The sequence below is a fragment of the Actinomyces procaprae genome (assembly GCF_004798665.1).
GTDB lineage: Bacteria > Actinomycetota > Actinomycetes > Actinomycetales > Actinomycetaceae > Actinomyces > Actinomyces procaprae.
Window position 1 is genome coordinate 1,864,964 of sequence record NZ_CP039292.1, and the last position, 12,498, is coordinate 1,877,461.

The 12,498-nt window shown below is 68.9% G+C and carries 9 protein-coding genes; 1 reads left to right on the forward strand and 8 read right to left on the reverse strand.

What is annotated here, in order from left to right; genetic code table 11:
- Positions 1-97 precede the first annotated feature (97 nt).
- Both E4J16_RS07475 and E4J16_RS07480 read right to left on the reverse strand, forming a co-directional pair.
- A complete protein-coding gene (locus E4J16_RS07475) occupies positions 98-1,756 on the reverse strand; it encodes an ABC-F family ATP-binding cassette domain-containing protein (RefSeq protein WP_187271269.1) in 1,659 nt (552 codons plus the stop codon).
- Positions 1,757-1,863: 107 nt separating this feature from the next.
- Complete coding sequence (locus E4J16_RS07480; RefSeq protein WP_240038058.1) at positions 1,864-2,595, reverse strand: hypothetical protein; 732 nt, start codon at positions 2,593-2,595, stop codon at positions 1,864-1,866.
- A 419-nt stretch (positions 2,596-3,014) separates the two neighbouring features.
- On the opposite strand from E4J16_RS07480, the gene E4J16_RS07485 reads away from it, so the two are divergent.
- Positions 3,015-5,057: a glucose PTS transporter subunit IIA gene (locus tag E4J16_RS07485; RefSeq protein ID WP_136313656.1), complete on the forward strand. Its 2,043-nt coding sequence runs from the start codon at positions 3,015-3,017 to the stop codon at positions 5,055-5,057.
- Positions 5,058-5,178: 121 nt separating this feature from the next.
- Here the strand turns inward: E4J16_RS07485 and E4J16_RS07490 are convergent, their stop codons facing one another.
- The 6 genes from E4J16_RS07490 to E4J16_RS07515 form a co-directional block, all read right to left on the reverse strand.
- Positions 5,179-6,048, reverse strand: a complete 870-nt coding sequence (locus E4J16_RS07490; protein ID WP_136313657.1) for a TrmH family RNA methyltransferase — start codon at positions 6,046-6,048, stop codon at positions 5,179-5,181.
- The gene (locus E4J16_RS07495) at positions 6,045-8,039 is read right to left on the reverse strand and encodes an ABC transporter ATP-binding protein (protein ID WP_136313658.1); all 1,995 of its coding nucleotides are present in this window, start codon (positions 8,037-8,039) and stop codon (positions 6,045-6,047) included. The genes E4J16_RS07490 and E4J16_RS07495 overlap by 4 nt, the downstream gene beginning before the upstream one ends.
- Positions 8,036-9,784: an ABC transporter ATP-binding protein gene (locus E4J16_RS07500; RefSeq protein ID WP_136313659.1), complete on the reverse strand. Its 1,749-nt coding sequence runs from the start codon at positions 9,782-9,784 to the stop codon at positions 8,036-8,038. The genes E4J16_RS07495 and E4J16_RS07500 overlap by 4 nt, the downstream gene beginning before the upstream one ends.
- Before the next feature lie 72 nt (positions 9,785-9,856).
- Positions 9,857-11,089 carry an SPFH domain-containing protein gene (locus tag E4J16_RS07505; RefSeq protein WP_240038059.1) on the reverse strand — a complete coding sequence of 411 codons (1,233 nt, stop codon included), beginning with the start codon at positions 11,087-11,089 and terminating at the stop codon, positions 9,857-9,859.
- A 70-nt stretch (positions 11,090-11,159) separates the two neighbouring features.
- Positions 11,160-11,624, reverse strand: coding sequence for an NfeD family protein (locus E4J16_RS07510; protein ID WP_136193233.1), 465 nt, complete (start codon positions 11,622-11,624; stop codon positions 11,160-11,162).
- A 59-nt stretch (positions 11,625-11,683) separates the two neighbouring features.
- Positions 11,684-12,466 (reverse strand): ABC transporter ATP-binding protein, encoded by a 783-nt coding sequence (locus E4J16_RS07515; protein WP_136193232.1) that lies wholly within the window; start codon positions 12,464-12,466, stop codon positions 11,684-11,686.
- Positions 12,467-12,498: the final 32 nt, after the last annotated feature.

Here is a 12,498-nt window from a genome sequence, read left to right on the forward strand (position 1 = left end):
CACGCCAACGGTCCGAGATGTTCCCCTCACCTTACGTCGTGCCGCATGCTGGACGGGAACACCGGCACCAGTGATGACACTCACCGCCGCCATTGCGTCATGCGAGCGTGACCAGCTCCAGGTAGTCCTCGCTCCACAGGTCCTCATCCCCGTCGGGCAGCAGCAGCACCCGGTCGGGGTTCAGTGCCTTGACGGCGCCCTCGTCGTGGGTAACCAGCACGACGGCGCCGCCGAAGGTGCTCAGGGCCCGCAGGATCTCCTCCCGGCTGGCTGGGTCCAGGTTGTTGGTCGGCTCATCCAGCAGTAGCACATTGGCGCTGGAGACCACGAGCAGTGCCAGGGCCAGCCGGGTCTTCTCTCCGCCGGACAGGACGCGGGCGGGCTTGTCTGCGTCGGCCCCGGAGAAGAGGAACGAGCCCAGCACGCTACGCACCTCGGTGTCGTCCAGGCCGGGCGCGGCTCCGCGCAGGTTCTCCACCACGCTGAGCGAGTCGTCAATCGTCTCGTGCTCCTGCGCGTAATACCCGAGCTTCAGCCCGGTCCCGGCCACAACCTGGCCGGAGTCCGGCTCCTCAACGCCGGACAGCAGCCGCAGGAGCGTCGTCTTGCCGGCCCCGTTCAGGCCCAGGACCACCACCCTGCTGCCTCGGTCGATGGCCAAGTCGACGCCCGCGAAAACCTCCAGGGAGCCGTAGGCCTTCGACAGCCCGGCGGCCCGCAACGGCACCTTGCCGCACGGAGCGGGGTCGGGGAAGCGCAGGTGCGCCACTCTCTCCTGGGTGCGCTCGTCCTCAAGCCCCTCCATGAGGCGGTCGGCACGCTTGAGCATCTGCTGCGCGGCCACCGCCTTGGTGGCCTTGGCACGCATCTTCTCCCCCTGGGCGCGCAGCGCAGCCGCCTTCTTCTCGGCATTGGCGCGCTCACGACGACGCCGGTTCTCATCATCGGCGCGCTGCTTGAGATAGGCGTCCCAGCCCAGGTGGTAGACGTCCAGGACGCCGCGACCGGCGTCCAGGTACATGATCTGGTTGACGGTGTCACGCAGCAGCTCGACGTCGTGGCTGATGACGATGAAGCCGCCCGAGTAGGCGCGCAGGTGGTCGCGCAGCCAGAGGATGGAGTCGTGGTCCAGGTGGTTCGTGGGCTCGTCCAGCAGCAGCGTGTCGGGCTGCTGGAACAGGACCCGGGCCAGTTCGACGCGGCGCCGCTGCCCACCTGACAGGGTGCCGATCGGCTGGTCGAGTACCCGGTCGGGCAGGCCCAGGGAGGCACAGATCCGGGCTGCCTCGCTGGCTGCCGCATAACCGCCGGCCATGGTGAACTCGTGGTCGAGCCGGGTGTAGCGGTCCAGGGCCTTGGCCTGAGCATTCCCCTGGGTGGTGGCGATCTTCTGCTCGGCCCGACGGATGCGGGCCAGCAGGGCGTCAATGCCGCGAGCGGACAGGACCCGGTCACGGGTGATCTCGTTCAGGTCGCCCACCCGGGTGTCCTGCGGCAGGTATCCGACCGATCCGTTGCAGGTGATCAGGCCCTCGTGCTCCACGGCCTCCAGGCCGTGGCGCTCGTCGGCGTCGGCGACGGCCTGGCTGGTGCCCTGCGCCACCGAGGCTGCGGCCAGCAGCTTGGTCATGGTGGTCTTGCCGGCGCCGTTGCGTCCAACCAGCCCGATGCGCATCCCCTTGTCCACTCGGAAGGAGGCTCCGGACACCAGCTGCCTGGCGCCGATTCGCATGGTGAGGTCCTGGACGTTGATCACGGTGCGCATGCTACGGGCATCCGGGCGGCCGCCGACGCCAGTGGGCCGGGCGGCCGGCCCGGTTGTGCATCACACCCGTCCCGCGCGACTCCGCCCTCCGAGTCGGGTCAGTCCCACCACAGCCAGGTGCCCAGTTGCCCGTGGGTCCAGTGGCGGCGCAGCGGCTTTAACTCGTCAGGACCGCTGCGGGCGTCCAACTCATAGCGTTCGGCCACGTGACACCACACCTCCCGCAGGGCGAGGGCCAGCAGTGCCTCCAGCTCCTCCACGTCTGCGGGATCACGGTCCTCGTAGTCGTCCTCGTAGTCGTCCTCATAGGCGTCGTCCTCACCGAGGATCGCGTCAACCAGGTCCTCAAGCAGATCCGGGTCCTCGATCCACAAGCCCTCGACGCTGATGCGCTCGTCGCGGCGCTGCGGCCCGATCCCGTAGCCGGACAGGCGCACCCGTCCGTTCGCCCTCACGCATGCGCGCAGCAGGGTCCCCAGAGTGGGGCCGAGGTTCTGCCTGTCGTTCAGCTGCTCGGCGGGCAGGATATCCAGCAGGCGGCGCGCGGTTATCGGGCCCAGGTCGTGGAAGGGCGTGTAGTCGTCCGCCGGGGTGCCGTCGGCGTTGATGATGCCGGCTGGCGCGAAGCCGAACTGGGCGGGGATCACGGTGGACCGCAGCTCGTCGCGGCAGTCTGCCAGCGCGTGCCAGACGCCGGCGCGCACGGTCCAGCCGCGCGGCCCGTACAGACCCTCCTCATAGTCCGGGTCGTGTACGGGTTGCTGGGTGGGGCGACGCCGCGGGGCGCGGTCGGCGGGAACGCCGGTCGGGGTTGGTGACAGGGTGGTCATGGTGGGTCTCCTTGGAACTCGGCCCCGGAACCATGCAGCCGGCTGCAAGTCCATGCAGTCGCACTGGCTGCTGTACCGGTGCGTTGGTGCGACGACGTCTTCGCCGTCGGCCCCAGCCTGCGCCGCTTCCCTCCCGCCCCGCTGGCGGCCTGTGAATGGGACTCCAGGGCCCTGCGCCGAACCTGTACGGTGGATTTCGGCGGGTGCGCAGCGCCCGTCCGGACAACCGCGAGGCTCCCCCCATGGATGCGCCGGGCAAGATCCGGCAGGCGGCTGACGAGGACGCAAATCGGGTGACGCTATGTGCCAGATCACCTTACGGGCGTTACCCTGAGTCCAGGGTCCTATACAACCGGGGCCCCTCCACGCAGCCCGTGGGCCCTCCTGAAGCGGCGCCCACGGCCGACGGTAAGGTCAACATGGCAACAACCACATCCGCTCCAGAAGCGATTCTCGCGGCCGTTGGCGGGCCCGAGAACATCGTCAACCTCACCCACTGCGCAACCCGTTTGCGCTTCGAGCTCCAGGACGCCTCCGTGGTCGACAAGGCCACGGTGGAGAAGATCCCCGGGGTGATGGGTGCGGTCCCGCAGGCCGGCGACCGCTACCAGATCATCATCGGCGGCGCCGTCCAGGGCGTGTACGACGAGATCATGAACCTGCCCGCCATGAAGGGAGGCGGGGGCACATCCGGGCAGTCGAACGCAGACGTCAAGGCCGCCGCTCGTGCGAAGGCGCGCGGCAAGAACGCCTTCGTGGATGCGTTCTTCGAGTACTTGTCCGACTCCTTCCGGCCCCTGCTGCCGGTGCTGCTGGGCACCTCCCTGATCATCGCCGGCGAGGCCATGGCCGAGGCCTTCGGGCTGATCGACACGCGCGCCGAAGTCAAGCCCGCCTGGCTGGCATTCGTCGACGCGATGTACCGCTCGGTGTTCTACTTCCTGCCGATCATGGTGGCCTACAACGCCTCCAAGAAGCTCAGGATCGACCCGTGGGTGGGCACGGCCATCATGGCGGCCCTACTCACGCCGAACTTCATCGACATGAGCAACCTGGAGAAGACCTCCAACGTGGTCTGCACCCACAATGCTGTGCTCGACCAGGACTTCTGCACCGCCACCGTGTTCGGGCTGCCCATGCAGCTGAATGACTACGGCGGCCAGGTGTTCACGCCGTTGATCATGGTGGCGCTGCTGGCACCGCTCTACAAGGGGCTCACCCGGATCATCTCCCCGAACCTGCAGATGGTGTTCGTGCCCTTCCTGTCCTTCATCATCATGATGCCGATCACGGCCTTCGCCCTCGGCCCCATCGGCATCTGGGTCGGTACGGCCCTGGGTACGGCGCTGTCTACGCTGAATAACGCCGCCCCCGTCGTCTTCGCCATCATCATTCCGCTGCTGTACCCGTTCCTGGTGCCGCTGGGCCTGCACTGGCCGCTGAACGCCCTGATGCTGGCCAATATCGACACCCTGGGATACGACTTCATCCAGGGCCCCATGGGTGCCTGGAACTTCGCGTGCTTCGGCGCCACCGCTGCCGTGCTGGCAATCTCCATCCGGGACCGTGACAACGAGATGCGGCAGACGGCCTTCGGCGCGCTGGTCGCCGGTCTGTTCGGCGGCATCTCCGAGCCGAGCCTTTACGGTATTCACCTGCGCTTCAAGCGCATCTACCCGCGCATGCTGGTCGGTTGCGCCGTGGGCGGTCTGATCGTCGGCCTGGGTGGCGGTGTGAACGCACGAACCTTCGCCTTCACCTCGCTGCTGACCATCCCGGTCTTCTCCCCCATGGCCCTGTACGCGATCGCGATCGCGGCCGCCTTCTTCACCTCCTTCATCATCCTGTTCATCTCCGACTACCGCACGGCCGAGGAGAAGGCGGAGGCCCGCGCGGCCGCTGCCGCGGACGGATTCGTGGAGGCCTCCCCGGAGGAGACCGCCGCTGACCTGGCGCTGGAGGCCGCCAAGGCCGCCCCCAAGCCGGCCCTGGTCGCCGGCGTGGTCACCGAGCTGGTCGCACCCGTGCGCGGCACCGTGATCCCGCTCGCCGAGGTCGCCGACCCGGTCTTCTCCGGCGGCGCCGTGGGCCAGGGCGCGGGCATTGAGCCCTCCGAGCAGGAGATCGTGGTGGTCGCACCGGCGGCTGGAACCGTCGTGGTGGCGCCGGCCTCCGGGCACGCCTACGGCATCAACCTGGACTCCGGTCTTGAGGTGCTCATCCACGTCGGCCTGGACACGGTCGAGATGGAGGGCAAGGGCTTCAACGTCCTCGTCAAGCAGGGGGACCACGTCGAGGCCGGCCAGGAGCTGGTCCGCGTGGACCGGGCCACTGTCGAGCAGGCCGGTCATCCGCTGACCACTCCGGTGCTGATCACCAACACGGGCGCCTTCGCCTCCGTCGAGGCGATCGCGTCCGGCGCCGTCGCCCCCGGCGACCCGCTCCTGCGCATCACCGCCTGAGCCCGGCTCACCGGGACCAGCGCTGAGCCGAGGTCTCACACGCAGGTGGCCGACACCCGAGGGGTGTCGGCCACCTGCTTTTTTGCCTGCTCCAGATCCGGTCGCGAGATCCGGTCCCCGCTCAGGGCCGCACCCGCAGCTCCCAGAAGGCCACGGCCGCGGCCGCGGCCACATTGAGCGAGTCCACTCCCCCGGCCATGGGAATGCGTACGACGGCGTCGGAGGCGGCAATAGTGCGTCGGCTCAGCCCGTCGCCCTCGGTGCCCAGCACCACCGCAACCCTTCCCTCCGGATCACGGCAGGCGGGTGAGGCGGAGAACTCGTCCAGGCCGAGTGAGTCGCCGGTGAGGGCGAGGGCCGCGACCGTCCAGCCGCCGGCGTGCAACTCGTCCAAGGCGGGCCAGCGGTCTATGCGCGTCCAGGGCACCTGGAACACGGTTCCCATGGACACGCGCACGCTGCGCCGGTACAGGGGATCCGCGCAGTGCGGGGTGACCAGCACGGCGTCCACGCCGAGGGCGGCGGCACTGCGGAACACGGCGCCCACATTGGTGTGGTCCACCAGATCCTCAAGTACCGCGATGCGCCTTGCGCCGGCCCCGCCGCGCGCCCCGGCCAGCAGCTCGGTGACGCCGGCCAGGGCCGGGCGGTTCATGGCCGCCAGCGCGCCGCGGTGCAGGTGGAATCCGGTGATGGACTCCAGCAGCTCCTCCGGAGCAATGAAGACGGGAATGTCACCGCCGTCGTCGCGTCCGCCGCAGCCGGAGGCCGCCGCGATCACCGGCCGCATCTGCTCCCAGTGGCGCGGAGCCATCAGGAATGAGCGCGGGGCGTGCCCGGCGGCGACCGCCCGCGTGATTACCTTCGTGGACTCGGCCATGTATAGGCCGCGTTCCGTCTCCAGCCGACGCCGCAGGGCCACATCGGTCAGGCGCGTGTAGTCGGCCAGGCGCTCGTCGGCCTCGTCCAGGTGCTCCAGCGGGACGATCACGAGCGGGTCTTGCCCTTGGCGTCCCGCCCCACGGCGGTCAGGAGTGGATCGGCCACAACCGCAGCCTCCTCCTCCGCCTCCGGGCCGGCGAACTGGCTCTGGTAGAGCTCGTAGTAGGCGCCCCGGGCAGCCATGAGGGTGTCGTGGTCGCCCTGCTCGACGATGTCTCCGTGCTCCATCACCAGAATGGTGTCAGCATCGCGGATAGTGGACAGGCGGTGGGCGATCACGAAGCTGGTGCGCCCCTGGCGCAGTTGGACCATCGCCTTCTGTACCAGCAGCTCGGTGCGCGTATCCACCGAGGAGGTGGCCTCGTCCAGCACCAGAATCTGCCGGTCGGCCAAGAACGCGCGCGCGATGGTGATCAGCTGCTTCTCCCCCGCGGACACGCCCGCCCCGGAGTCGTCGATGATCGTGTCGTATCCGTCGGGCAGGGAGCGCACGATGTGGTCGACGCTGGCGGCCCGGGCGGCCGCGCGCACCTGCTCGGGCGTGGCGTGAGCGGCGCCGAAGGCGATGTTCTCCCCGATGCTGCCCTCGAACAGCCAGGTGTCCTGCAGCACCATGCCGATCTGCTCGCGCAGCTCGTTGCGGGCGACCTCCCTGGTGTCCACGCCGTCGAGCGTGATCGCGCCGCCCTGCGGGTCGTAGAAGCGCAGGAGCAGGTTGACCAGGGTGGTCTTGCCGGCGCCGGTGGGGCCGACGATGGCGACGGTCTGGCCGGGCTCAACCGTGAGGTTCAGGTCGGTTATCAGCTCGGTGTCGGGACTGTAGGAGAACTTCACGTGGTCGAAGACCACGCGGCCGGCCACCCGCTCCGGCAGCGCGGCGGCGACGGCGTCGGTCTCCTCGGGGGCGTCCATGATCTCGAACAGCCGCTCGGCGCTGGCGGCACCCGACTGCAGCAGGTTCGCCATGGAGGCCAGCTGGGTGATCGGCTGGGTGAACTGCTGCGAGTACTGAATGAACGCCTGCACATCGCCCAGCGTCATCTGGCCGTTGGTGATCCTCACGCCGCCGATGACGGCGATGATCACGAAGTTCAGGTTGGAGACGACGCGCATGGCCGGCTGGATGGTGCCGGAGATCCACTGCGCCTTGTAGGAGCCCTCGTACAGCCGGTTGTTCTCCTTCTCGAACAGGGCGTTGAAAGTCTGCTCGGAGTTGAACAGGGTGACCGCCTCGTGCCCGGTGAAGGCCTCCTCGACCACGCCGGACACGTCACCGGTGGCGTCCCACTGGGCGGTGAAGTGCGGCTGGGCGCGGGAGGCGATCAGCAGCGTGATGATCAGCGCCACCGGCAGCGTGGCCAGTGAGATCAGGGACAGCTGCACCGACACGGTCAGCATCATGGAGAACACGCCGACCACGGTGATGATCGAGTTCAGCGCCTGGGAGAGGGTCTGCTGCAGCGTCTGGGTGATGTTGTCAACATCGTTGGTGACGCGGGAGAGCATGTCTCCGCGAGAGCCATGATCGATGTAGGACAGCGGCACCCGGTCCAGCTTGGCGGACACCTCGGCACGCATGCGCTGCCCGGTGCGCTGAACCACGCCGGCGAGGATGCGGGCCTGCGTCCACAGGAACAGCGCCGAGAGCACGTAAAGCGCCAGGGTCTGCAGCAGGACCACCATGAGGGCGTGGCTGTCCAGGCCCTGGCCTACCACGACGTCGTAGGCGGAGAGCATGTCGGCATAGGTGTCCTGCCCGGCTGCACGCAGCACCTGCTCCAGCTGCGCGCCGGACAGGCCCTCAGGCAGCCCGAAGCCGCCCAGCATCTTTCCGAGCACGCCCTCGAAGATCACGTTGGTGGCGCGCGCCATCACCTTGGGCGCCGCCACGTTGAGGACGACGGCGGCCGTGGTCAGCGTGACGACAGCACCGATCCGCACCCGCTCCGGACGCAGCTCGCGCAGCAGACGCCTCCAGGTGCCCCTGAAGTTCTGCGCCTTCTGATTGGGGGCCCGCCTGGGCCCGGGTCCGTGACTCATGCGGCCTCCTCCGCGCTGATCTGGGACAGGACGATCTCTGCGTAGGTGGGGCAGGCGTCCATGAGCTCACTGTGGGTACCAACGCCGACCACGTGTCCCTCATCCAGGACGACGATCTGGTCGGCGTTACGCACCGAGGCGACGCGCTGGGCGACGACGACGATCGTCGCCCCACCGGTGGCCTGCGGCAGGCCCGCCCGCAGGCGGGCGTCGGTGGCGTAGTCGAGGGCGGAGAAGGAGTCGTCGAAGACGTACACGCCCGCCCGCCGTACCAGCGCCCGGGCGATGGCCAGGCGCTGGCGCTGCCCGCCGGAGAAGTTGACGCCCCCCTGGTCGACCTCGTGGTCCAGGCCGTCGTCGAGCGCCTGCACGAAGCCCGCGGCCTGGGCGGCCTCAAGGGCGTCCCACAGCTCGGCGTCGGTGGCGTCCTGCCGACCGTGCAGCAGCGTGGAGCGGATGGTGCCGGAGAAGAGGTATGCCTTCTGAGGCACCGTGGCGACGTTCTCGCGCAGCTCGTGGGGGTCCAGGTCGCGCACGTCGACGCCGTCGACGCTCACCGCGCCCTCGGTCGCGTCCAGCAGGCGGGGCAGCAGATTGGCCAGGGTGGTCTTGCCGGATCCGGTGGAGCCGATGAAGGCGGTGGTGGTGCCCGGCGCCATGTCGATGTTGACCTCCGCCAGTACGCGGGAGTCGGCTCCCGGGTAGCGGAAGGTGACGTTGTCGAGGGTGACCCGGCGGCCACGGCCCGGACCAGCAGGGGCCGGCAGGTGCAGCGGCTCGGCGGGTGCCTTGATGGCGGGGTCGACGCCCATGACCTCCTGGAAGCGGCCGGCGGCCACCTGGGCGCGCGGCAGGATGGTCACGAGCATCACCGCGATCATGACGGAGAAGAGGATCTGCATGATGTAGTTCAGGAAGGCGGTCAGGTCACCGACCTCCATCTGCCCGTCGTTGATGCGCAGCCCGCCGAACCACATCACGCCGATGGAGGCGAGGTTCATGATGACCGTGACCGACGGGAACAGCATGGCGAACAGGCGGCCGATGCGCAGCGAGGTGTCGGTCAGCGCGTCATTGGCCTCGGTGAAGACCTCACCGCGCTCCTTCTGCCGCACGAATGCACGGATGACGCGCACACCCTGGATCTGCTCCCGCATGACCAGGTTGACGCGGTCGATGCGGGCCTGCATGACCTGGAAGTGGGGCAGCAGCCGGCTCATGAGCACACCCACCACCACCAGCAGCAGCGGGATGAGCACGAGCAGCAGTGCGGACAGCGGCACGTCCACGCGCAGCGCCATGATGGTCCCGCCCACCAGCATGATCGGCGCCATGAGCATCATGGTGGAGGCCATGAACACCACCATCTGCACCTGCTGGATGTCATTGGTGGAGCGAGTGATGAGCGAGGGCGCCCCGAAGCGGGACACCTCCTCAAGGTTGAAGCGCTGGACGTGGTTGAAGATGTCCCTGCGCATCTCCCGCCCGAGCCCCATGGCCGCCTTCGCGGACAGGTAGGTTCCGATTACGGCGACGACTCCCTGGAGGACGGTGACGGCGAGCATCTGCCCGCCCAGGGACCAGATCTTGCCGGTATCACCCGTGACCACGCCGTCGTTGATGATGTCGGCGTTGAGGGTGGGCAGCGTTAAGACGGCGATCGTCTCGATGATCTTGAGAACGAAGACGATCGTCAACGAGGCCGCGTAGGGCCTGAGGTAATGACGAAGTGTCTTGAGTAGCACCTCGTGAGGCTACAACCGCCGGCCTCTCGCCGACCGTCCCTTTTCACTGTAGGCACATGGTTGGGGCGCGTCTCACGCATCCCGTCCCGACGGCGGGATCGAGGGGGGCACGTCCGCCGCCGGAGCACCGGCATGCCGCCCGGAGGTGGGCAGTGTCGCAGTAGCTCCCGCATCTGCACCCGCCTCCGCCGGTCCGCCCGGCTGCTGCGGCGCGGCGGGACGCCCGCTGCCGGGCGTATCCGCGGCCTCCGCCTCCTGCGACGCCGAGGCCGCCTCACCGCGGGCCTGGGCAAGCGCCTCCTCGGGCGCCTGCAGGCTGGTTTCGGCGAGGTCGCCAGCGATGTCGAGGCTGGACTCCATGCCGGACACGTCCACCTTCACGTCGTCGCCGCCTCCGGTGAAAGCGGCCGAGCCGGGGCCGGCAGGGGCGGTCTTCCCGCCCAGCGCGCCGGCGATGCCGTCCAGCGCGGCGGTGAACTCGGTGGGGACGATCCACATCTTCGAGGAGGAGCCGTTGGCGATCTTCGGCAGGGTCTGCAGGTACTGGTAGGCCAGCAGCTTGGGGTCGGCGTTGCCGCGGTGAATGGCGTCGAATACCTGCAGGATGGCGCGGGACTCGCCCTGGGCCTTGAGGATGGCGGACTGGGCCTGGCCCTCGGCGCGCAGAATCGCGGACTGCTTGTCACCCTCGGCGGTCAGGATCTGGGACTGCTTGACGCCCTCCGCGGTCAGAATCGCGGCGCGGCGGTCGCGCTCGGCGCGCATCTGCTGCTCCATGGCGCCCTGGATGGAGGCGGGCGGGTCGATGGACTTCAGCTCCACGTTGGATACGCGGATGCCCCAGCGGCCGGTGGCCTGGTCCAGCACGCCGCGCAGCTGGCCGTTGATCTGGTCGCGGCTGGTGAGCGTCTGCTCCAGATCCATGGCGCCGATGACGTTGCGCAGGGTGGTGACGGTCAGCTGCTCAATGGCCTGCAGGTAGTTGGCGATCTCGTAGGTGGCGCGCTTGGGGTCGGTGACCTGGTAGTAGATGACCGAGTCGATGGACACCACCAGGTTGTCGGAGGTAATCACCGGCTGCGGCGGGAAGGAGACCACCTGCTCGCGCAGGTCCACGGTGGTGCGCACCCGGTCGATGAAGGGCACCAGCAGGTGCATGCCCGCGCCGTATTCGGCCTGGAACTTGCCCAGGCGCTCGACGATGATCGCATAGGACTGGGGGACGATCTGCACCGCCCGGAACAGGGCGACGATCACCAGCAGCAGTATCAGTACGAGGATGACGAGAATCGCGGTCTCAAACACTGTCAGGCCTTTCTTTCGAGCGTTATCGGGAGCATACGGGTATGGGACGAACTGTTACCGCCGCAGCTCGCTAGCGGCCGCCGGCAAGCGGCGTCACCACCGCGACGGCGCCGTCAATGGCGACCACGCGCACGCGCGCGCCGGGCTCCACGTGCGCGGCGGCATTGGTGCCGTAGGCCTCCGGGCCCTGGGCCAGGCGAGCGCTCCACTCCTCGCCGTCCAGGTTGATGCGGCCGTCCCGGGTGTCGATCACGGTCAGCGCGGTCGCGTCCCTGCCGATGCGCGCCGCCGCGTTGGTACGCATCTCGGGCGTGGTCGCCGCCAGGTGCCGCTTCGCCCAGGGGCGCACCGCGACCAGTAGCAGGGTGGCGACCAGGGCGAACACGATCGCCTGCAGCCATATCGGGCCACCCAGCGCGGCCGTCAGGGCACCGCCGAGCGCGCCGCCGGCGAGCATGAGGAAGGTCAGGTCCGCCGTCGCCGTCTCGATGACGCCGAGGACGAGGGCGGCTCCGATCCACCATAGCCAAGTCATCTGGTCCTCCTCTGATTACGTTCGCCCCTGCGGCTGGGGGCGGCATTGGCGTGGACGGTTCAGGCGCCACGCGCCGTATACCGGCCGCGGTCCTTGGTGATCTCCAGCGGGAGGCCGAAGGCGGTGGTGACGACGTCGCTCGTGAGGACGGCGTCCAACGGGCCGGCGGCGACGGCCTCCCCCTGCCGCAGTGCCAGGCCGTGTGTGAAGCCTACGGGGATTTCCTCCAGGTGGTGAGTGACCAGCAGCATCGCGGGTGCGCCCGGAGCGGACACGATCTCGGTCAGTGCTGACAGCAGCTGCTCGCGTCCGGCCAGGTCCAGCCCGGAGGCCGGCTCGTCCAGGATCAGCAGCTCCGGGTCCGGCATGAGGGCACGTGCCAGCTCCACACGCTTGCGCTCCCCCGAGGACAGGCCCGCCCAGGCCCGCTCGGCCAGGTGGTCCGCTCCCAGCGCCGCCAACAGTGCGCGGGCGCGCTCGACGTCGAAGTCGTCGTACTCCTCGCGCCACACGCCGATCCTGCCGTAGGACGCCGACAGCACTACGGACAGGGCGGTCTCGCCGCCCAGGACGCGGGCCGCGAGCGCCGAGGAGGACAGGCCTATGCGCGGCCGCAGCTCGGACACGTCGACCCGCCCGAGCCGGTCACCGAGTATGTCCACGGTCCCCGAGGAGGGGAACAGCTGGGCCGAGGCGATGCGGGCGATGGTGGTCTTTCCGGCACCATTGGGGCCGAGCAGCACCCAGTGCTGCCCCTCCGCCACGCTCCAGGTCACGTGCGAGAGGATCTGGGTGGTGCCGCGGTGGAGCGAGACGTCGTTGAAACGGAGCACGCTGGTCATGTGCTCACCCTATCCTGAGGCGGGGCGCGCCT